Consider the following 22473-nt stretch of genomic DNA (forward strand, 5'->3'; position numbering starts at 1 on the left):
CGCCAATAACCGGGGAAAATCTCGCCAAAATTTGGCATAATGTCACTTTGTCACGTATTGAAATGAAAAGTAAAACAATTCTCAATATGGACTGTCGTAACGGGAAACACGATACGATATAACACCAGGACCCCATTTTTTAGTATTCAGGCCGCATGAGCACATTCAAACCATTAAAAGCACTCACATCGCGTCGTCAGGTTCTCAAAGCGGGGCTGGCGGCCTTAACGTTAACGGGCATCGCAAAGCAGGCTCAGGCAAAAGACGAGAGCACGCTCAAAACCAGTAACGGACACAGCAAACCGAAAACCAAAAAGCCGGGCGCGAAGCGTCTGGTGATGCTCGACCCGGGCCACGGCGGTATTGATACCGGCGCCATCGGCAAAAACGGGTCGAAAGAAAAACACGTCGTGCTGGCAATTGCAAAAAACGTGCGCGCAATTTTACGCAGCAACGGCATTGACGCCCGTCTGACGCGCTCTGGCGACACCTTTATTCCGCTGTACGACCGCGTGGAGATCGCCCACCAGCACGGTGCGGATCTGTTTATGTCGATCCACGCCGACGGCTTTACCAACCCTTCTGCGGCCGGCGCCTCGGTGTTTGCGCTTTCCAACCGTGGCGCCAGTAGCGCCATGGCAAAATACCTCTCCGACCGCGAAAACCGGGCGGATGAAGTCGCCGGGAAGAAAGCCACTGATAAAGACCACCTGCTACAGCAGGTGCTGTTCGACCTCGTGCAGACGGATACGATCAAAAACAGCCTGACGCTCGGCTCGCATATTCTGAAGAAGATTAAGCCGGTGCATCGTCTGCACAGCAAAGGCACCGAGCAGGCGGCGTTCGTGGTGCTGAAGTCACCGTCCATCCCGTCCGTGCTGGTGGAAACCTCCTTCATTACCAACCCGGAAGAAGAGCGGCTCCTCGGCACCACGGCGTTTCGTCAGAAGATCGCTAACGCCATCGCCTCCGGCATTATCAGCTACTTCAACTGGTTCGATAACCAAAAAGCGCACTCCAGGAAACGTTGATGAAACCCGATGCTCAACTGGTCAAAACCTTCCTGCTGCAGCTGCAGGATGAGATCTGCCAGAAACTGGCCGCCGCAGACGGCGGTGAATTTCAGGAAGATAACTGGCAGCGCGAGGCCGGGGGCGGCGGGCGCAGCCGCGTGCTGCGAAACGGCGGCATCTTCGAACAGGCGGGCGTGAATTTTTCCCACGTTCACGGCGACGCCATGCCCGCGTCTGCGACGGCGCATCGTCCTGAACTCGCGGGCCGCAGCTTCGAGGCGATGGGCGTTTCGCTGGTGGTGCATCCGCATAACCCGTTTGTGCCCACCAGCCACGCCAACGTGCGTTTTTTCATTGCGGAAAAACCGGGCGCCGACCCGGTCTGGTGGTTCGGCGGCGGTTTCGATTTAACGCCCTACTACGGCTTCGAAGAGGATGCCGTGCACTGGCACACCACCGCGCGGGATCTTTGCCTGCCGTTTGGCGAAGAGGTCTACCCGAAATTTAAAAAGTGGTGCGACGACTACTTTTACCTGAAGCACCGCGACGAGCAGCGCGGCATCGGCGGGCTGTTCTTTGACGATCTCAACGCGCCTGATTTTGATACCGCGTTCAGCTTTATGCGCGCAGTAGGCGAAGGCTATACCGACGCCTATATGCCCATCGTCGAACGCCGTAAAAACACTGACTACGGCGTGCGCGAGCGCGAGTTCCAGCTTTACCGCCGCGGGCGCTACGTGGAGTTCAACCTGGTATGGGATCGCGGGACGCTGTTCGGCCTGCAGACCGGCGGGCGCACGGAGTCGATTCTGATGTCGATGCCGCCGCTGGTGCGCTGGGAATACTGCTACGAACCAAAAGAAGGCAGCCCGGAGGATGCCTTGCGTGAGTTTATTCAGGTTCGGGACTGGGTGTAACTCTCCCCTCACCCCGGCCCTCTCCCAAAGGGAGAGGGAGTATAAATCCCCTCACCCTTTGGGAGAGGGTTAGGGTGAGGGTAAAAATTACAGAGGCTGCGTCTGCGCCTCAACCACCGCCAGCGCCACCATATTCACGATACGGCGCACGGAGGCAATCGGCGTTAACACATGCACCGGTTTCGCCACGCCCATCAGTACCGGTCCTACGGTCACCCCTTCAGAGCTGGAGACGCGCAGCAGGTTGTAGCTGATACGCGCCGCTTCCACGTTCGGCATAATCAGTATGTTGGCCGATCCCTTCAGCGGGCTGTCCGGCATACGTTCGTTACGGATGCTCTCCACCAGCGCGGCGTCGCCGTGCATCTCCCCGTCAATCATCAGCTCCGGCGCACGCTCGCGCACCAGCTCCAGCGTCTGGCGCATTTTGCAGGCCGCCGCGGATTTAGACGAACCAAAGTTAGAGTGCGACAGCAGCGCCACCTTCGGCTCGATGCCAAAGCGACGGACGGTCTCGGCGGCCATCACGGTGATTTCCGCCAGCTCGTCCGGGGTCGGATCGTCGTTAACGTAAGTATCCGCAATAAAGGTGTTGCCGCTTGGCAGCAGCAGCGCGTTCATCGCCCCGGCGGTATGGACGCCGTCGCGATAGCCGAAGATCTCCTGCACCACGCTAAAGTGCTCGTGGTAATCGCCGATGGTGCCGCAGATCAGCGCATCCGCCTCGCCGCGATGCACCATGATCGCGCCGATCACCGTCGTATTGCTGATGACGGCTTTCTGCGCCTGTTCCTGGGTGATCCCGCGACGCTTCATGATCGCGTAGTATTCGCTCCAGTACTCTTTGAAGCGCGGATCGGATTCGTTGTTAACGATCTCGAAGTCGACGCCCGGCTTGATCTGCAGGCCCAGCTTCTGGATACGCATCTCAATCACGCTCGGACGACCAATCAGGATCGGTTTCGCCAGGCCTAAGGTGATCAGCTCCTGGGTGGCGTGCAGCACGCGCGCCTCTTCCCCTTCCGCCAGCACCACGCGCTTCGCGTCGGCGCGCGCCTGGGAGAAGATCGGCTTCATGAACAGGTTAGTTTTGTAGACGAACTCGGTGAGCTTATCGACGTAAGCGTCGAAATCGTGGATCGGACGCGTCGCCACGCCGGAGTCCATCGCCGCTTTGGCAACGGCTGGCGCAATTTTGACAATCAGGCGCGGGTCGAACGGTTTCGGAATGATGTAGTCCGGGCCGAAGCTCAGGTCCTGATCGCCGTACGCTGAGGCAACCACCTCGCTCTGCTCGGCGTGGGCCAGCTCCGCGATGGCGTGAACGGCGGCAAGCTTCATCTCTTCGTTGATCGCCGTTGCGCCGACGTCCAGCGCGCCGCGGAAGATGAACGGGAAGCAGAGCACGTTGTTGACCTGGTTCGGGTAGTCCGAACGGCCGGTACAGATAATGGCGTCTTCACGCACCGCTTTCGCCAGCGGCGGCAGGATTTCCGGCTCAGGGTTCGCCAGGGCCAGGATCATTGGCGCACGCGCCATCTTCTTCACCATCTCCTGGGTCAACACTTTCGGACCGGAGCAGCCGAGGAAGATATCCGCGCCGTCAATCACGTCGTCCAGGGTGCGTTTACCGTCGTCGTCGACCGCGTACGCCGCTTTGGTTTCCGCCATGTTCGGCTCGCGGTCTTTATAGATGACGCCCTTGGAGTCGCAGACCACAATGTTGTGTTTCTGCATACCCAGCGCTACCAGCAGGTTCATACAGGCGATGGCCGCGGCGCCTGCGCCAGAAACCACCATGCGCACGTCGGAGAGATTTTTCTCAACCACGCGCAGGCCGTTCAGAATCGCGGCGGTGCTGATAATCGCGGTCCCGTGCTGGTCATCGTGGAACACGGGAATGTTCATACGCTCGCGCAGCTTCTGCTCGATATAGAAACATTCCGGCGCTTTGATGTCTTCCAGGTTAATCCCGCCGAAGGTCGGCTCCAGCGCAGCCACCACGTTGATGAATTTGTCAGGATCGAGTTCGTCCACCTCGATATCGAACACGTCGATACCGGCGAATTTCTTGAACAGTACCCCCTTCCCTTCCATCACCGGCTTACCGGCCAGCGCGCCGATGTTGCCCAGCCCCAGCACCGCCGTGCCGTTAGAGATCACGGCGACAAGGTTGCCGCGCGCGGTATATTTGTAGGCCGCCAGCGGGTCTTTTTCGATTTCCAGACACGGTGCAGCCACGCCCGGCGAATAGGCCAGCGCCAGATCGCGCTGGGTTGCCAGCGGCTTGGTTGGGGAGACCTGGATTTTCCCCGGGACAGGAAACTCGTGAAAATCGAGGGCACTCTGTTTCAACTGCTCATCCATCTTATTTTTCCTTTCACGTATCGGTCAAAAGGGTGACGTAAGCGATCCTGATGCACACCCTGGTGTGCCGCCTAGTATCGCCTCAGGCCGCCTCCTAAACTTTGAAGGCAGCCAAACTCTCACCATCACACATTAAAAATTGTTATCAATTTATAACAGCCATGTTACCCGTCTCAAAAGCAATGCCTCCCCCGTCTGCTATGCTTTTTTGTTAAGTCCATCATGATTTTTCCAGAAGTGTGAACTAACGCACTCATCTAACTCTTTTATTTCCAAGGAGTAATCATTTATGAACCAGCTAGACGGCATCAAAAAATTCACCACCGTGGTTGCAGACAGCGGCGATATCGAGTCGATTCGCCACTATCAGCCGGAGGACGCGACCACTAACCCTTCGCTACTGCTCAAAGCTGCAGGGCTTGCCCATTTTAGCCATCTGATTGATGACGCCATTGCCTACGGTAAACAGCGCGGGAAAACGCAGGAGCAGCAGGTCGCCGAAGCCAGCGACAAGCTGGCGGTTAATTTTGGTGCGGAAATTCTTAAAAGCATCCCGGGCCGCGTCTCGACCGAAGTCGACGCCCGCCTCTCGTTCGATAAAGAAAAGAGCATTAATAAGGCGCGTCGCCTGGTGGAACTGTACGAGGAGCAGGGGATTGATAAATCACGCATTCTGATCAAGCTGGCGTCCACCTGGGAAGGCATCCGCGCGGCTGAGGTGCTGGAAAAAGAGGGCATCCACTGCAACCTGACCCTGCTGTTCTCGTTTGCCCAGGCGCGCGCCTGCGCTGAAGCGGGCGTGTTCCTCGTCTCGCCGTTTGTCGGGCGCATCTACGACTGGTATCAGGCGAAACAGCCGATGGATCCGTACGTGGTGGATGAGGATCCGGGCGTGAAATCGGTCCGTAATATCTACGACTACTACAAACAGCACCGCTACGAAACCATCGTGATGGGGGCCAGCTTCCGCCGTACCGAGCAGATCCTCGCTCTGGCAGGCTGCGACCGTCTGACCATCTCCCCTAACCTTCTCCAGGAGCTACAGGACAAAGAAGAAACGGTGATCCGCAAGCTGGTGCCGACCTCCACCGTTCTGCCAAAACCGAAAGCCATGACCGAAGCGGAGTTCCGCTGGGAGCACAATCAGGACGCCATGGCCGTGGATAAACTGGCGGACGGCATCCGCCAGTTCGCCGTCGACCAGCGCAAACTTGAAGATCTTCTCGCCGCCAAACTTTAACCTTGCCACGGAGTGAACTATGTCCCGTAAAGAGCTAGCCAATGCCATTCGCGCCCTCAGCATGGATGCCGTGCAAAAAGCCAATTCCGGCCACCCCGGCGCGCCGATGGGCATGGCTGATATTGCCGAAGTGCTGTGGAACGACTTTCTGAAGCACAACCCCAATGACCCGACCTGGTACGATCGCGACCGCTTTATTCTCTCCAACGGTCACGCCTCAATGCTGCTCTACAGCCTGCTGCACCTTTCCGGCTACGATCTGCCGCTTGAAGAGCTGAAAAACTTCCGCCAGCTGCACTCCAAAACGCCGGGGCACCCGGAGATTGGCTATACGCCGGGCGTGGAAACGACGACCGGGCCACTCGGTCAGGGGCTGGCCAATGCGGTCGGGCTGGCAATCGCCGAACGCACGCTGGCGGCGCAGTTTAACCAGCCGGACCATGAAATTGTCGACCACTATACCTACGTGTTTATGGGTGACGGCTGCCTGATGGAGGGGATTTCCCATGAGGTCTGCTCCCTGGCGGGCACGCTGGGGCTCGGCAAGCTTATTGGCTTCTACGATCACAACGGCATCTCCATCGACGGGGAGACCGAAGGCTGGTTTACCGACGACACGGCAAAACGCTTCGAAGCCTATCACTGGCACGTGGTACACGAGATCGACGGCCACGACCCTGAAGCGGTGAAAAAAGCGATTCAGGAAGCACAGAGCGTGAAGGATAAACCGTCCCTGATTATCTGCCGCACGGTCATCGGCTTCGGCTCGCCGAACAAGGCGGGCAAAGAAGAGGCGCACGGCGCGGCGCTGGGCGAGGAGGAAGTCGCGCTGACCCGGCAGAAGCTGGGGTGGAAACATCCGCCGTTTGAGATCCCGAAAGAGATCTACAGAGCCTGGGATGCCCGTGAGGCGGGTGAAAAGGCCCAGCAGTCCTGGAACGAGAAGTTTGCCGCCTATAAAAAAGCGCACCCGGATCTCGCCGCCGAGTTTTCCCGCCGCATGAGCGGCGGCCTGCCGGAGGATTGGGATGATAAAACCCAGGCGCTGATTGAAAACCTGCAGTCCAACCCGGCGAAAATCGCCACCCGCAAGGCGTCGCAAAATACCCTGAACGCAATCGGCCCTCTCCTGCCCGAACTGCTCGGCGGCTCGGCGGATCTGGCGCCCAGCAACCTGACCATCTGGTCGGGCTCAAAATCGCTCAAAGAGGACATTGCCGGGAACTACATCCACTACGGCGTGCGCGAGTTCGGCATGACCGCCATTGCCAACGGCATCGCCCATCACGGCGGGTTTGTGCCTTATACCGCCACCTTCCTGATGTTCGTCGAGTACGCCCGCAACGCGGCGCGCATGGCGGCGCTGATGAAGGCGCGGCAGATTATGGTTTACACCCATGACTCCATCGGACTCGGGGAAGACGGGCCTACGCACCAGGCGGTTGAACAGCTGGCGAGCCTGCGCCTGACGCCCAACTTCAGCACCTGGCGTCCGTGCGATCAGGTCGAAGCGGCGGTGGGCTGGAAGCTGGCGGTGGAACGCCACAATGGCCCAACGGCACTGATTCTGTCACGCCAGAACCTGGCGCAGATTGAGCGAACCCCGGAGCAGGTGAAGAACATCGCCCGCGGCGGCTACATCCTGAAGGACAGCGGCGGCAAGCCGGACGTGATCCTGATTGCGACCGGGTCCGAGGTGGAAATCACGGTGAAAGCGGCAGAGAAACTGACTGCCGAAGGTCACGCGGTGCGCGTGGTCTCCCTGCCCTCAACGGATATCTTTGACGCTCAGGACGAGGCGTATCGGGAATCGGTCCTGCCGTCCAGCGTCGCGGCTCGCGTGGCGGTGGAAGCCGGTATTGCCGACTACTGGTACAAGTATGTCGGGCTCAAAGGGGCGATTGTCGGCATGCGGGGCTACGGTGAGTCCGCCCCTGCCGATAAGCTGTTCCCGTACTTCGGCTTTACCGTTGAGAACGTGGTGGAGAAGGCGCTGAGCGTGATCTAGTGCGGTCTGCGTTGCCGGGTGGGGCTACGCCTTACCCGGCCTACAAAACCGCCAAACCATAGGCCGGGTAAGCGACAGCGCCACCCGGCATAAAACTACCGCGTGATCCACAGCGTGGGCCAGGCATCTGGCCCGTTCCAGCTGTCGCAGCTGGGCTCCTCGGCGTAGCGCACAAGGCGGAAGCGCTGGCCGTCAAAACGCCAGCGCGTCTGGATCCCGCAATCGCCCAAACCGCGCCCCAGCGCGAGCGTTGTCAGCTCGCGCGTCTTTTCATCGAAGCTGGCGTTCATCAACTCCATTTCGCTCCCATCGCCTGACGGCGTAAACGGCAGACGCAGCCTGACGCTGCGTGCGGTGAACGGTTTTTTACGCGATACCAGCCACGCCAGATCGACCGTGTTATAGGCCCCCGCCTCGCAGCTGACGATCAGCAGCGCTTTGTCATCAGTTAACGCGGTGACGCGCACTTCCCGGCGGTTAGGATCCAGCGAGCACTGGCTGGCGTTCATCCGCCCGGTGCCATAGTCCAGCAGGTCGTTCAGTTCGGCGTGGGAGAGCGGCGTCGGGGTCGGGTTGACGACCGCCACCTTTTTTAAGGCGGGTGCAGGCGGAACGCTTAACGGCGGATCGTCACCTTTCTTGATCCACGCGGTTTCGCTGCCGACGCGCTTTTGCTGCGCATCAATGAACAGCAGCGCGGCTTTCAGACCGCTCAGTGAAATAACCTGCTTACCGTCGCGCAGGGTCAGGGCCTTCCCTTCCTGGATGTTTTTCAGAAAGGCGGTGATGGTGGCCGCATCGTCCGTTTTCAGATGCCAGGGCGTGAGCTGCCAACGCTGTTTGTCCAGCTTCAGGGGAACGTTATCCAGCAGCAGCCGGGGAGCAATCTCTGGCTCTTTGACCGAGGGCGCATCAAGACCGCCGAGATCGATACGCAGCGTGGCGTCCGTTTTCGCCCCGGCGCTACGGGTGAGCGTCATGACCAGACCACGGTGTTCACCCGTGTTGCGTGCGAGGCAAAAATTCTGGTTATTGCAGGTTACCTGCCAGTCGGAGAAGGCTTGCTGGGCAGGTGCAGCCCGCACCTGCGGCGCGAGGAGCACACAAAACAGGTAAAACAAAAAGACGCTGTAGCGCATGAATGACACAATCCCGGAACGAAAACGCTTAACTGGGCAGTATCTTCGTGTTCCCGCCGGGGTTGCTCAATCGGATTTATCAGATATACCCGAAAAACAGGCTATATCCGTTCGAAAGCAGCGTTCATCAGCCCGGTTGTCTGTAAATACTGCAGTAATATCACCGCTTTACCATCCCTGATTTCGCCTGAACGCATCATCTCCAGCGCCCGGGTAAAAGGAAGCTCCAGCACTTCGATATCTTCATCGTCCACGCCACCGCCGCGGTGAGTGCGCTGCGCGTCGCTGTATTCCGCGATGAAGAAATGCACAATTTCCGTTACGCCGCCCGGCGACATAAACAGCTCGAAGACCTTTTTGACCTCGCCCACTTCGAAGCCGGTTTCTTCCACGGCCTCTTTGCGGATACAAACTTCCGGCTCATCATCATCGAGCAGGCCCGCGCAGGTTTCAATCAGACGTCCGTCAGGGTTGCCATTAACCCATGTCGCCACCCTGAACTGACGGATCAGCACCACGCTCTGCTTTTCACGGTTATAGAGCAGAATGGTTGCCCCGTTGCCGCGGTCGTAGACCTCGCGCTTGTGGCGGATCACCTCACCGTTGTTACGCGTAAGGTCATAGGTGATGTTACGCAGGACAAAGTAGTTTTCAGAGAGAATTTTGTCTTTGATAACGTCAATTTTCAGGGTCATACGGGCTCCACAACACAATGAGTCGTCCTATACTACGCCGTGAATCCCGCTTTGTCGCCCGCCGGTTTAATGATGTTTTGGGGCGTTAACTCCAAGCCAGTCGAGTATCCCCTGCGCCGCATGACGCCCTTCCGCCATGGCGGTCACCACCAGATCCGCACCGCGTACCGCATCGCCCCCGGCGAAGATCTGTGGGTTAGTCGTCTGATAACGGTAGCGGCTCTCGACGGAGGCAACGATCCGCCCCCGGTCATCCGTTTCGACACCCTGCGCCTGCAGCCACGGCATCGCGTGCGGGTTAAAACCAAACGCCATGATGACCGCATCCGCCTCCATCACGAACTCGCTGCCCGCTACCGGAACGGGCCGACGCCGTCCCTGCGCGTCCGGTTCACCGAGCTCGGTACGCAGCATCCGGATACCGTTGACCTTACCGTTCGGATCCAGCGTCAGCTCAACCGGCTGGACGTTAAATTCAAACGCCGCGCCCTCTTCTCGGGCGTTCTTCACCTCTTTCTTCGAGCCCGGCATGTTGGCCTCATCCCGACGATAGGCGCAGGTTACCTTCGCCGAGCCGTGGCGTAACGCGGTGCGGACGCAGTCCATCGCGGTATCGCCCCCGCCAAGCACCACCACGTTTAAGCCATGGGTGTCGATGAACGGTTCGCTGGCCGTCGCCTCCAGCCCCATAACGTGTCGCGTGTTGCCCACCAGGAAAGGCAGCGCGTCATAGACCCCAGGCGCGTCCTCGTGCGGGATACCCGCTTTCATCGAGCGGTAGGTTCCCACGCCAATAAACAGGGCGTCGTACTCGTGCTTTAATTGCGACATCGACACGTCCTGGCCCACCTCGCAGTTCAGCTCGAAGCGGATCCCCATCGCGGTAAATATCTCTCTGCGCCGCGCGAGCAGCGATTTGTCCAGCTTGAATGCCGGGATGCCAAAGGTCAGCAATCCGCCAATTTCCGGATGCCGGTCATAGACCGTCACGCTCGCGCCGCTGCGCACCAGCACGTCGGCGCACGCCAGCCCGGCGGGCCCGGCGCCGACGATCGCAACACGTTTACCTGACGGCGTAACGGCGGACATATCCGGCCGCCAGCCCATCGCCAGCGCCCGATCGGAGATATAGCGCTCGATGTTACCGATGGTCACGGATCCCGCCCTTTCACGTATTGTGCAGGCACCCTCGCATAATCGGTCCTGCGGACAGACGCGGCCGGTAATTTCAGGTAAACAGTTGGTCTGATGAGAAAGCTCGACCGCGCCGGTGATGTCCCCCGCGTTGAGGCGCTCGATCCACTGCGGGATGTGGTTATGCAGCGGGCAGGTCCATTCGCAAATGCTGTGCTCTCCGCATTTCAGGCAGCGCGACGCCTCGCGGGCGGCCTGCCCGTCCCGGAACGGCAGGTAAATTTCGTTAAAATTGCCCACGCGTTCTGCAGCAGCCAGTTTATCAGGCTCGCCGCGCGGCGGGGTTGTTTGCATCTGATGCAGTTTGGTGCGCGAAGCGTCTTCTCTGACGGCCTCCGCATGCCAGGGCTGCGCTTCCAGGCAGGCCGTGCGCTGGCGGCGCGATTTTGCCAGAGTATCAAGGACAGCAGGCGTCGCCAGTGAGAGGACATCTGCCGGGCAATTTTCAATACAGGCCGGGCCGCGTGGCCGCGTCAGACAGAGATCGCATTTATTCGCCGAGGCCTTCACGCCGCCGTTGTCGAGCGGGGTGACGATAATCTCCATCGTGCCAAACGGGCAGGCCACCGCGCAGGCCTTACAGCCAATGCATTTTTGTTGATTCACCTGTACGCTGTCATCGCATTTGCTGATGGCGCCGTTCGGACAGCTTTGCGCGCAGGGCGCATTTTCACAGTGATGGCAGGTGACGGGGCTACTCTTCTCGCCGGACCTCAGGACCGTAATGCGGGGGTGAAAATGGCGCTCGCTCAGTACGTGCTGCTCATCGTTGTGCGCCATCACGCAGGCCACTTCGCAGGCGCGACACCCGATGCACTGCTGGCTGTTAGCCATAATAAAACGATTCATAACCACACCTGTTTTTGGTTCAATAACCTTATTCTTTGTATGAATATGGTATTTACGCATCACGGCGCGATCGGGCAATGTTCAAATGCCCGGAATGCCGAATTATTTACAGTGAACCTGTAGCAGATCAATTTTATTCAGAGAGCCGTTCTGTGACCGTCAAACGCCCCGTTTCCGGAAGCCTTGCCTGGGCTTTCTTTTCGATAATTGCCTTATCCGTGCTGACCAGCACCGTCGCGCTGCTGACGCTTGCCAGCAGCCAGCGTGACGCCGAAGCTATTAATATCGCGGGTTCGCTGCGCATGCAGAGCTATCGTCTGGGCTACGAGATGCAGCGCAACAGCCCTTCCCTTGCCGCGCATCGCGACAGCTGGCAACGGACGCTGAACGCGCCTGCCCTGCAGAAGCTGAACCGCTGGTACGTCCCGGACGATGTAAAAGCGCGCTACCAGCAGCTGCACGTGGCGTGGCTGGAAATGGATGCGCGCATCGCCCGCGGCGACAGCGCGTGGTATCAAACCCACATTGAGGATTTTGTCGGACGCATTGATGCCTTTGTGCTCGCCCTTCAGCACTACACCGAACATAAAATCCAGACGGTGACCCTGCTCTCGCTGGCGGGCGCTCTCGGGATCCTGCTGCTGACGCTGTTTACGCTGCGACGCATCCGTCGCCAGGTGGTGTTGCCGCTTAACAATCTGGTGGCGGCCAGCGAACGGGTTGAGCGCGGGGAATTTGCAACCCCGGCGCCGGATACCGCCCTGCCGAACGAGCTGGGCCAGCTTTCCCGCGCCTTCAACCACATGTCCGCCGAGCTGGCTACGCTCTACCGTTCGCTCGAAGCCTCGGTCGCGGAAAAGACGCGGCATTTGCATGAAGCCCACCAGCAGCTCGACATGCTGTTCAAATGCTCTCAGGCGCTGAATACCGGCCAGATAGACAGCCACTGCTTTCGGCATATCCTGCAGATTGTCCATGACTATACGCAGATGAATTATCTGGAACTGCGCACCAGCGACGACTGGCGGCTGTCTGAAGGGGCGGAGTCACATGGCATTCCTCTGCAGCACCTGCCGGTACTGATGCAGGACACCCTTTATGGCGAGCTGCGCTGGCAAAGCGAGACGGACAGCGTTCCCCTTCCGCTGATGAGAAGCGTGGCGACCATGCTCGGGCGCGGGCTGTACTTTAACCAGGCGCAAAAACATTACCAGCAGCTGCTGCTGATGGAAGAGCGCGCCACCATCGCCCGCGAGCTGCACGATTCGCTGGCGCAGGTCCTGTCTTATCTGCGCATTCAGCTTGCGCTGCTCAAACGCGCCGTACCCGAGGAAAATATCCCGGCGCAGACCATCATCACCGACTTCTCCCGCGAGCTGAACAATGCCTGGCAGCAGCTGCGCGAGCTGCTCACCACCTTCCGCCTGACGCTGAACCACGCGAACTTACCCGCAGCGCTGCAGGAGTCCCTCGACGTCCTGCAGAGCCAGACGCAGGCGAAGCTGCATCTCGACTGCCGTCTCTCCTCGCTGGCGCTGGACGCGCAAAAGCAGGTGCATCTGCTGCAGATCGTGCGTGAGGCCGTGCTGAACGCCATTAAGCACGCGCAGGCCAGCGAGATCACCGTCAGCTGCGTGACCGCCGTGGACGGTACGCACAGCGTCAGCATTCGTGACAACGGCATCGGGATTGGCGAAGCCAGCGAGCCGCCGGGACACTACGAGCTGAACATTATGCGCGAACGCGCGCAACGGCTAGGCGGGATGCTGCACTTCTCGCAGCCGCAAAACGGCGGCACGCTGGTCAGCGTGACGTTCCCGGCGCCCGCGCCGTTAACGGGTAAATAACGGTAAAGGAGGACGCGCAGGAAAAAGCGCATGATAATTTACATTATCTCCTTTATTTCTCCACGTTTGACCTGGGCCTTACCGCTAAAGTTATGCGGGCAATAAACAATAATGACGTGCAGCAAAACGAGGTCACACTTTCATGGCGAATTTTTTCATCGATCGCCCCATTTTTGCCTGGGTGCTTGCCATCCTGTTGTGTCTGACAGGTGTCCTGGCGATTACTTCACTTCCTGTTGAGCAATACCCCGATCTGGCACCGCCTAACGTGCGCGTAACGGCAAACTACCCCGGTGCTTCCGCACAAACGCTGGAAAACACCGTGACGCAGGTTATCGAGCAGAACATGACGGGTCTGGATAACCTGATGTACATGTCCTCGCAAAGTAGCGCCACGGGTCAGGCGACGGTTACCCTGAGCTTTAAGGCGGGCACCGACCCGGATGAAGCGGTGCAGCAGGTGCAAAACCAGCTGCAGTCGGCCATGCGCAAGCTGCCCCAGACGGTGCAGAATCAGGGCGTGACCGTGCGTAAAACCGGTGATACCAACATTTTGACCATCGCGTTTGTCTCGACAGATGGCTCAATGGATAAGCAGGACATTGCCGACTACGTCGCCAGTAATATTCAGGATCCCATCAGCCGGATTAACGGCGTCGGGGATATCGACGCCTACGGCTCACAGTACTCTATGCGCATCTGGCTCGATCCCAACAAGCTGAACAGCGTCCAGATGACGGCAACCGACGTAACGAATGCCATCAAAGCCCAGAACGCCCAGATTGCGGTGGGGCAGCTGGGGGGAACGCCGTCCGTCGATAAGCAGGCCCTGAACGCCACCATTAATTCGCAATCCCTGCTGCAGACGCCGGACCAGTTCCGCAACATCACCCTGCGCGTGAATCAGGATGGGTCGGAAGTGCGTCTGGGCGATGTCGCCACGGTGGAAATGGGGGCGGAAAAATACGACTACCTGAGCCGCTTTAACGGCAATCAGGCCTCCGGCCTGGGGATTAAACTGGCCTCCGGCGCAAACGAAATGGCCACGGCGAAACTGGTGCTGGACCGTCTGGACGAGCTTTCACAGTATTTCCCACACGGGCTAGAGTACAAAGTCGCCTACGAAACCACCTCCTTCGTTAAAGCGTCGATTGAGGACGTGGTGAAGACCCTGCTGGAAGCCATCGCGCTGGTGTTCCTGGTGATGTACCTGTTCCTGCAAAACTTCCGCGCGACGCTGATCCCAACCATTGCCGTGCCGGTGGTGCTGCTGGGGACCTTTGCGGTGCTTTACGCGTTCGGGTACAGCATTAACACCCTGACGATGTTTGCGATGGTGCTGGCGATTGGCCTTCTGGTGGATGATGCCATCGTGGTGGTCGAAAACGTCGAGCGCATCATGAGCGAAGAAGGACTCTCTCCGCGCCAGGCGACGCGCAAATCCATGGGGCAAATTCAGGGGGCGTTAGTCGGTATTGCGATGGTGCTGTCGGCCGTCTTTATCCCGATGGCCTTCTTTGGCGGCACAACCGGGGCGATTTACCGTCAGTTCTCAATAACCATCGTCTCGGCGATGGTGCTCTCCGTGCTGGTGGCGCTGATCCTCACCCCTGCGCTGTGCGCCACCATTCTGAAACCGCTGCACAAAGGGGAGCAGCACGGGCAAAAAGGCTTCTTCGGCTGGTTTAACCGGATGTTCAACCGCAATGCCGCGCGATATGAATCTGCCGTCGGAGGCGTGCTCCATCGCAGCCTGCGCTGGATGATGATTTACGTTGTGCTGCTGGGCGGCATGGTCTGGCTGTTTATGCATCTTCCCACCTCGTTCCTGCCGATGGAAGACCGGGGAATGTTCACCACCTCGGTGCAGCTCCCGAGCGGCGCAACGCAGCAGCAGACGCTGAAGGTGGTCCAGCAAGTGGAGCAGTACTTCTTCACCAAAGAGAAAGATAACGTTGTGTCGGTCTTCTCCACCGTGGGCTCTGGCCCGGGCGGAAACGGACAGAACGTCGCCCGCATGTTCGTTCGCCTGAAGGACTGGGACGAGCGCGATACCAGAACGGGAACGTCATTTGCCATTATTGAACGCGCGACGAAAGCCTTTGCGCACATCAAAGAGGCGCGCGTCTTTGCCAGCAGCCCGCCGGCGATAAGCGGCCTGGGCAGTTCCGCCGGGTTTGATATGGAACTGCAGGATCACGCCGGGGCGGGCCACACGGCGCTGATGGCGGCACGCGATAAGCTGCTAGCGCTGGCAGGCAACGATCCGGGCCTGACCCGCGTTCGCCATAACGGTCTTGACGACAGCCCGCAGCTGCAGGTGGATATCGATCAGCGTAAGGCACAGGCGCTGGGCGTCTCGATCAACGATATCAACGACACCCTGCAAACGGCGTGGGGTTCGAGCTATGTGAATGACTTTATGGATCGCGGCCGCGTGAAAAAAGTGTATGTCCAGTCCGCCGCGCCGTTCCGCATGCTGCCGGATGATATTAACCGCTGGTTTGTCAGGAATAACGCTGGCGGCATGGTGCCGTTCTCCGCGTTTGCCACCTCGCACTGGGAGAGCGGCTCGCCGCGTCTGGAGCGCTATAACGGCTACTCTGCGGTTGAAATCGTCGGGGAAGCCGCTCCGGGCGTCAGTACCGGTACCGCTATGGATACCATGGAAAAACTGGTTCAACAGCTGCCCGCCGGTTTTGGTCTGGAGTGGACGGCCATGTCCTACCAGGAGCGTCTTTCCGGGGCACAGGCTCCCGCGCTTTACGCGCTCTCTCTGCTGGTGGTCTTCCTCTGCCTTGCCGCACTGTATGAAAGCTGGTCGGTCCCGTTCTCCGTCATGCTGGTCGTGCCGCTTGGGGTTATCGGTGCGCTGCTGGCGACCTGGATGCGCGGCCTGGAGAACGATGTTTACTTCCAGGTGGGTCTGCTCACCGTAATTGGGCTATCGGCGAAAAACGCCATTCTGATCGTTGAATTTGCCAACGAGATGAATGCCAAAGGCCACGAACTGATGGCCGCCACGCTGCACGCCTGCCGTCAGCGCTTACGCCCGATCCTGATGACGTCGCTGGCGTTTGTCTTTGGCGTACTGCCGATGGCAACCAGTACGGGCGCAGGCTCCAGCAGCCAGCATGCCGTCGGGACGGGGGTGATGGGCGGCATGATTTCGGCCACCATTCTGGCCATTTACTTCGTGCCGTTGTTCTTTGTGCTGGTGCGTCGCCGCTTCCCGTTAAAGGAACGGGCTGAGTAAGTGATTGAAATAAAAAAAGGCGGCTTTATCGGCCGCCTTTTTATTGTGTGATTAATTCACACTATGGTTATTTTACTTATTTTAGTGCTCTTGCAATTCTTACTGAATGTCATTTACGAAGCATGCCTTCGATAAAATCTTTCCAGTTCCCCAGTTCACGTTCAATCATAACAACCTCTCTTATTATTATGCGCATTCTACAAAAACGGACCATTATTGTGAAGACTATTTAACCAATTGTTGTGATTGTACCCCACGTCCTGCGGGGATTTATGATAAATATGAACGGAGAGGCCTCAATTTTTTGTGACGGCTAGCAATATTTTGAAATAACCCTACGGACGGGTGAGTTTTATTTTACCCGCTGAGTTTATTCGAAATTTAAACTTTATGGACATCTATGCTTAAAGGGTGAAAGAATATTCAGCGTACAGATGTGAGTTGAATTAAGAAGAAGTGTAAATCCAGACGATTCCTGAATGTGTTATATTCCACTTAAGGATATATCTTCGAATTTACTGAACATTTAATCATCATTAGGTCAAAAGGATTCACCATGGTTGTGATGTACGGCATTAAAAATTGCGACACCATCAAAAAAGCCCGCCGCTGGCTGGAAGCAAACGGCGTGGAGTATCGCTTTCACGATTACCGTGCAGACGGGCTTGATGCAGAATTTCTGCATAGCGCGATCGGCGAACTGGGGTGGGAAGCACTGCTGAACACGCGCGGCACCACCTGGCGTAAACTCGACGAATCTCTGCGTGCCAGCATCAACGACGCCGACAGCGCGGCGAAACTGATGCTCGACATGCCGGCAATTATCAAACGCCCATTGCTCTGCGCGCCAGGGCAGCCTATGCTGCTGGGTTTCAGTGAAACCCTTTATTCCGACTTTTTTCGTTGAGGTGTAGTTTATGTCATGCCCGGTCATTGAGCTGACTCAGCAGCTTATTCGCCGTCCTTCCCTTAGCCCGGACGACGCAGGTTGTCAGGCACTTATGATTGAGCGCCTGCGTGCCATCGGTTTTACCGTTGAACGCATGGATTTTGGCGATACCCAAAACTTCTGGGCGTGGCGCGGCCAGGGTGAAACGCTGGCCTTTGCCGGGCATACTGACGTCGTTCCCGCCGGTGACGCGGACCGCTGGATTAACCCGCCGTTTGAACCGACGATCCGCGACGGCATGCTGTTTGGTCGCGGCGCGGCAGACATGAAAGGCTCCCTGGCGGCGATGGTCGTGGCGGCAGAGCGCTTTGTGGCTCAGCATCCGAACCACAAAAACCGTCTGGCGTTTTTAATCACCTCCGACGAAGAAGCCAGCGCCCATAACGGCACCGTAAAGGTCGTTGAAGCGCTGATGGCGCGTAACGAGCGTCTCGACTACTGCCTGGTCGGAGAGCCGTCCAGTACCGAAGTGGTGGGTGATGTCGTTAAAAACGGGCGCCGCGGCTCGCTGACCTGTAACCTGACCATTCACGGCGTTCAGGGGCACGTTGCTTACCCGCATCTGGCCGATAACCCGGTCCATCGCGCTGCGCCAATGCTGAGCGAACTGGTGGGCATCGAGTGGGATAAAGGCAACGAATTCTTCCCGCCAACCAGCATGCAGATCGCGAACGTCAAGGCCGGGACCGGCAGCAATAACGTGATCCCGGGTGATTACTTCGTCCAGTTTAACTTCCGCTTCAGCACCGAACTGACCGATGAGATGATCAAGGCGCGCGTCGTCGCCCTGCTGGAAAAATATCAGCTGCGCTACACCGTGGAGTGGTGGCTTTCCGGCCAGCCGTTCCTGACGCAGCGCGGTAAACTGGTGGATGCGGTGGTGAACGCCATCGAGCACTATAATGAAATTAAGCCACAGCTGCTGACAACGGGTGGCACCTCAGACGGACGCTTTATCGCCCGTATGGGCGCCCAGGTTGTCGAACTGGGTCCAGTGAACGCAACCATTCATAAAATCAATGAGTGTGTCAATGCGGCAGATTTGCAACTGCTGGCCCGTATGTATCAACGTATTATGGAGCAACTCGTCGCCTGACGAACGCTCTGAGAGGAATAGCGAATGGATTGGCTTTCAAAGTACTGGTGGATTCTGGTGTTAGTTTTTCTGGTTGGCGTATTGCTTAACGTGATTAAAGATCTTAAGCGCGTTGACCATAAAAAATTTCTCGCCAACAAACCGGATCTTCCCCCGCACCGTGATTTTAACGACAAGTGGGACGATGACGACGACTGGCCGAACAAGGACCAGAAGAAGTAATCCCCTCACCCCCAGCCCCTCTCCCCAGAGGGGAGAGGGTGGCCATGTTCCCTCTCCCCTTAGGGGAGAGGGGAACTAATCACATAAACTCTACAATATCACTATCATCCGGCTTACCGCCGCTGAGCGCTTCATCAAAGTAGTGCTTCGGTACGGTATAGCGTAAACGATCGAGCGCGAACTGCATGCTACGGTCGTCAATCGCGTGGCCCAGATCGTCAACGATATCCAGCGTCACATCCCCACCTTCGCGAATCAGCGCTTCCTGGGCGGCAACCGCATGCGAGAGCTCAATCACCCGGTCTTCATCACCGTGGATCAGGTGGATCGTGGTCTGCGTGGTCGCGCTGGTCGGTAACGTCGCAAAGCGGCCGTTAAACGCGATGACGCGTGACGCCAGACCCGGCTGCGCTTTTACGCTTTCCAGCGACATGATTGACCCCTGCGAGAAGCCAATCAGCGCGGTCGCGTCGGCACCCACGCCGCTCTGCTGCTGCCAGTAGCGGACAATATCGATAAAGGTGGGCATGATGGCGTCTATGCGAGCCTGACGGTTCTCTTCCGTCACGCCCTGAACAGAGAACCACTGGCGTCCGTTCGGACCACATGGCTCTACGCCGCCGATGCTGACAATCAATGCTTCCGGAAAAACGGGCGCAAACCAGCTGCCAATCTGACCCATATTGACGGCATTATCGCCAACGCCATGAAACAGAAGCAGTAACTGTTTAGCCGGTTTGTCAGGGCTTTGAACAACAAAATGGTCGTGTTTCATGGTCGTCTCCTTAATAGATGACCTGGATTCTACGCCTCACGACGTGAATGACCATGCCACTTTACTGAAGAAGTCATTGAAAAAATTGCCATTGCAAAATATCTTCTTTCAGCTGCTGGCTGCGCGGATAGTCAAGGCTTTCAATCGCTTGCGCGGTTTCACTCCGCAACGTTGCCAGCAACGCTTTTCGCCCGACGTCATCCGTTTTTCCGTCCATTTTCCCACGCAGGGCCGGAAGCGGCATGTCCACGGTTAACAACAGCCGCGTCAGTGCGGCAACCGAGGTTGTAAACGCCCGATGCGCAAAAGCAAACCCCGCCAGCTCCAGCCAGTCGTCATTATTAAGGGTAGCTTCCCAGCCGTCCTCCACGGGGATCTTTTCACCGTTCCAGGCCGATAACACCCGCGCATCGCGCTTCAGACGCCGCTGCGCCTGCTCGCACAGCTGGCGCCCTGCCTCACTCTGCGGCAGCAACGCCATCGCCGTGTAGCAGCCGCTGCTGGCTTCACGATGGCTGCCCATCCGCACCAGCACAAACCCGCACTGCTGCCAGAAACGCCAAAGCTCATCGGTATAGCCAAAGCTCACCGACAGATAATCTTCGCCGCTGGCGCTGCGAACTAGCGCCTGGCCAATCCCTTCCCGCTGACGATGAGGATGTACGGCAATGCGGGTCACCCGTCGTCCTCTGAGCGTCGCCGCCAGCGGAGAGCCGCCGTGCGCCGCCAGAGACTGCGCCACCAGGTTACCGCGCGGACGCCGGTACCCTGCCCACACGGCGCGGCTAAGTTCAGGGGAGAGCCCGCCCTCCTCCACCAGCCAGAGCGCCCCGGCGATAACCGAATTCGTTTCGGCAACGGCAAACCGCTGCCCGGGCGCGTCCATCATGCGGCGTAAATCAAGCGGCGAGGTGCGATAATGTGCCGCGCAGAGGAGCTCGTATACGCTCGCTGCAAGCGCCGGGCGGCGTTCCCATGCCGTTGGCGTCAGAGACGTTAGACGCACCTCTCCCTCCGGGCGGCGGTCGATCAGCGTATCGTCAAACAGCAGCGCGCTGGCGACAACCCGCTCAAGCGGGCAGCCCGCCGCCCAGCGTACCGGTGTAGATAAGCTGTAGCGCTGCAGCCCGGCAAACCGGCCGCAGAATTTTAGCAAGAATCCCCTGCCCGTCCCTTCATATCCCTGCACAGTGGTGGTCAACAGCACGCGAGGGAAACGGACAGCTAACTTTTCCAGCAGAGGCCCGGGGATCGCAGCGGCTTCATCGACAATCAGCCAGTCAGCCCGGTGTGAAGAGGCAAGCAGCGCGTCCGGGGCCATAAAATGAAAACGCTCTCCGGCAAAGCGGGCGATGATATCCGTCGCCCCCTTCGACGGCGCGGTGACCACGGCGCTGCCCGCAATGCGGTTCAGCAGCATGCCCGCCAGGGCTGATTTTCCGCGCCCGCGCGCGGCGGTGACGGCCACGATGCCCTCCGCCATCCCCTGCAGCACATCCAGGATCTCAGCCTGCTCGCGCTGCGGTGCGCCGCTGGCAGGCTGCCAGTCAGGCGCGTCGGGGAAAGGCGGAAGAGATAACGCACGGCCCTGAAGCCAGACAATCGCGTCGGGATCGGCGGCAATCGTCCGGCAAAAATGGTGTACAAAATGCGGCGTGGCTATCGCTTCGGCGCCGTCGCTCCAGCGCAGTGAATCGCTGTCTGGCAACTCGGCCCACGCGTCGAGCGGCGGAACCCGCAGCACCAGGAGGCTTCCGGCGCTCAGCGTTCCGCTCAGGGCGGCGAACGCGGCGACATCAAACCCGGCGCTGGCGTCAAAAACGGCATGCCGGAACTCGCGTCCCAGCAGGCCGCTGATGGCTTTTGAAGGATGTTCGTCAATCCTTACCCAGTCTCCGGGCAAGGCGTCACGCAGGGCAGCCGCCTGGGTTAACGTCCACTGCGCCTCGCCGCTGAGCACCACCAGCCGACGATGGCCGGTGCGCTCAAGCTCGCCTGTCAGCTGTTCAAACTCCAGCATTACATCGCTTTGCCGAAGGTATTACACTGCGCCGGATCGCCGCTGTCGAAGCCGCGTTTAAACCAGCTATAGCGCTGCTGTGAGGTACCGTGAGTGAAGCTGTCCGGCACGACGCGCCCCTGGCTCTGCTGCTGAAGACGGTCGTCACCGATAGCCTGAGCGGCATTTAACGCCTCCTCAAGATCGCCGGATTCCAGCACGCCCTGCTGCTGCATGCTGTGGCCCCAGACGCCCGCAAAGCAGTCTGCCTGCAGCTCCATTTTAACGGAAAGGCGGTTCACTTCAGCCTGAGACGCATTTTGCTGAAGCTGGCGCACTTTTGGCTCAATCCCCAGCAGCTTTTGCACGTGATGGCCGACTTCATGCGCGATCACGTAGCCCTGGGCAAAATCACCGTCAGCGCCAAGCTTGCGTTTCATGTCATCGTAAAAAGAGAGATCGATATAGACGGTGCCGTCTGCCGGGCAGTAGAACGGCCCCATCACGGATTGCCCGGTACCGCATCCGGTGCGGGTTGCCCCACGGTACATCACCAGCTTCGGCTGCTGGTAGGTACGCCCCATCTTCTCGAACAGCTGACCCCATGTGTCTTCTGTTGTGGCGAGAATAACGGAGGTAAATTTGGCCGCTTCATCTTCATTCGGGCTGATGGAGCGCTGAGAATGCTCCTGCTGCTGCAGCGGCTGACCGGTCATCAACCCGGTGAGGTCAACGCCGTAGTAACCCGCGACTAAAACCACAATCAGCAGGATGATACCGCCCTTGCCGCTGGGTAACCGGAAGCCTGGCCCACCCATTGAAGGACCGCCGCCGCCATCACTGCGTCTGTCTTCTACATTGTCACTTTCACGACGCCCTTGCCAGCGCATAACCACCTCGAACTATT

The 22473-nt window shown here is 58.5% G+C and carries 17 protein-coding genes; 9 read left to right on the top strand and 8 right to left on the bottom strand.

The features are described from left to right. The first annotated feature begins 155 nt into the window (after positions 1-155). Positions 156-1031: an N-acetylmuramoyl-L-alanine amidase AmiA gene (amiA, locus tag P346_RS12390; protein WP_023308739.1), complete on the top strand. Its 876-nt coding sequence runs from the start codon at positions 156-158 to the stop codon at positions 1029-1031. Continuing rightward, a complete protein-coding gene (gene hemF, locus P346_RS12385) occupies positions 1031-1930 on the top strand; it encodes an oxygen-dependent coproporphyrinogen oxidase (RefSeq protein ID WP_032659320.1) in 900 nt (299 codons plus the stop codon). The genes amiA and hemF overlap by 1 nt, the downstream gene beginning before the upstream one ends. Positions 1931-2017: 87 nt before the next feature. On the opposite strand, the gene maeB is transcribed toward hemF, so the two are convergent. Beyond that, positions 2018-4297, bottom strand: a complete 2280-nt coding sequence (gene maeB, locus P346_RS12380; protein WP_023308741.1) for an NADP-dependent oxaloacetate-decarboxylating malate dehydrogenase — start codon at positions 4295-4297, stop codon at positions 2018-2020. Positions 4298-4586: 289 nt separating this feature from the next. On the opposite strand from maeB, the gene tal reads away from it, so the two are divergent. Continuing rightward, positions 4587-5537: a transaldolase gene (tal, locus tag P346_RS12375; protein WP_032659323.1), complete on the top strand. Its 951-nt coding sequence runs from the start codon at positions 4587-4589 to the stop codon at positions 5535-5537. A 19-nt stretch (positions 5538-5556) separates the two neighbouring features. Then, positions 5557-7545, top strand: a complete 1989-nt coding sequence (tkt, locus tag P346_RS12370; protein WP_032659325.1) for a transketolase — start codon at positions 5557-5559, stop codon at positions 7543-7545. A gap of 95 nt (positions 7546-7640) precedes the next feature. Here the strand turns inward: tkt and P346_RS12365 are convergent, their stop codons facing one another. From P346_RS12365 to aegA, 3 genes are all read right to left on the bottom strand, one after another. Next, on the bottom strand, positions 7641-8684 hold the full coding sequence (locus tag P346_RS12365; RefSeq protein ID WP_032659328.1) for a DUF1176 domain-containing protein: 1044 nt from the start codon (positions 8682-8684) through the stop codon (positions 7641-7643). Positions 8685-8785: 101 nt separating this feature from the next. Continuing rightward, positions 8786-9379, bottom strand: a complete 594-nt coding sequence (gene nudK / locus P346_RS12360; protein ID WP_032659331.1) for a GDP-mannose pyrophosphatase NudK — start codon at positions 9377-9379, stop codon at positions 8786-8788. A 66-nt stretch (positions 9380-9445) separates the two neighbouring features. Next, positions 9446-11422, bottom strand: coding sequence for a formate-dependent uric acid utilization protein AegA (gene aegA, locus P346_RS12355; protein ID WP_032659332.1), 1977 nt, complete (start codon positions 11420-11422; stop codon positions 9446-9448). 152 nt (positions 11423-11574) lie between these two features. Here aegA and narQ point away from each other — a divergent pair, with 152 nt between their 5' ends. Both narQ and acrD read left to right on the top strand, forming a co-directional pair. Beyond that, on the top strand, positions 11575-13269 hold the full coding sequence (narQ, locus tag P346_RS12350; protein ID WP_032659335.1) for a nitrate/nitrite two-component system sensor histidine kinase NarQ: 1695 nt from the start codon (positions 11575-11577) through the stop codon (positions 13267-13269). Between the two features lie 142 nt (positions 13270-13411). Further along, entirely contained in the window at positions 13412-16525 is a 3114-nt protein-coding gene (gene acrD / locus P346_RS12345; protein ID WP_032659337.1) for a multidrug efflux RND transporter permease AcrD, read from the top strand. 109 nt (positions 16526-16634) lie between these two features. Here acrD and ypfM read toward each other — a convergent pair whose 3' ends face one another. Next, entirely contained in the window at positions 16635-16694 is a 60-nt protein-coding gene (gene ypfM, locus P346_RS23210) for a protein YpfM (RefSeq protein ID WP_015572204.1), read from the bottom strand. A 387-nt stretch (positions 16695-17081) separates the two neighbouring features. Between ypfM and P346_RS12340 the strand changes: the two genes are divergently transcribed. The 3 genes from P346_RS12340 to P346_RS12330 are packed head-to-tail and all read left to right on the top strand — an operon-like array spanning position 17082 to position 18792. Then, entirely contained in the window at positions 17082-17432 is a 351-nt protein-coding gene (locus P346_RS12340) for an ArsC family reductase (RefSeq protein ID WP_032659340.1), read from the top strand. 10 nt (positions 17433-17442) lie between these two features. Then, the gene (gene dapE, locus P346_RS12335; protein WP_029739974.1) at positions 17443-18570 is read left to right on the top strand and encodes a succinyl-diaminopimelate desuccinylase; all 1128 of its coding nucleotides are present in this window, start codon (positions 17443-17445) and stop codon (positions 18568-18570) included. Positions 18571-18594: 24 nt separating this feature from the next. Beyond that, the gene (locus P346_RS12330) at positions 18595-18792 is read left to right on the top strand and encodes a hypothetical protein (RefSeq protein WP_023308751.1); all 198 of its coding nucleotides are present in this window, start codon (positions 18595-18597) and stop codon (positions 18790-18792) included. A 79-nt stretch (positions 18793-18871) separates the two neighbouring features. Here P346_RS12330 and ypfH read toward each other — a convergent pair whose 3' ends face one another. From ypfH to ypfJ, 3 genes are all read right to left on the bottom strand, one after another. Further along, the gene (ypfH, locus tag P346_RS12325; RefSeq protein ID WP_032659343.1) at positions 18872-19567 is read right to left on the bottom strand and encodes an esterase; all 696 of its coding nucleotides are present in this window, start codon (positions 19565-19567) and stop codon (positions 18872-18874) included. Positions 19568-19640: 73 nt separating this feature from the next. Continuing rightward, positions 19641-21587 (bottom strand): tRNA(Met) cytidine acetyltransferase TmcA, encoded by a 1947-nt coding sequence (locus P346_RS12320; RefSeq protein ID WP_032659345.1) that lies wholly within the window; start codon positions 21585-21587, stop codon positions 19641-19643. Further along, positions 21587-22456 (bottom strand): KPN_02809 family neutral zinc metallopeptidase, encoded by an 870-nt coding sequence (ypfJ, locus tag P346_RS12315; RefSeq protein ID WP_032659348.1) that lies wholly within the window; start codon positions 22454-22456, stop codon positions 21587-21589. The genes P346_RS12320 and ypfJ overlap by 1 nt, the downstream gene beginning before the upstream one ends. Between the last annotated feature and the right edge of the window lie 17 nt (positions 22457-22473).

Origin of the sequence: Enterobacter sp. DC1 (assembly GCF_000568075.1) — a bacterium.
Classification (GTDB): Bacteria; Pseudomonadota; Gammaproteobacteria; order Enterobacterales; family Enterobacteriaceae; genus Enterobacter; species Enterobacter asburiae.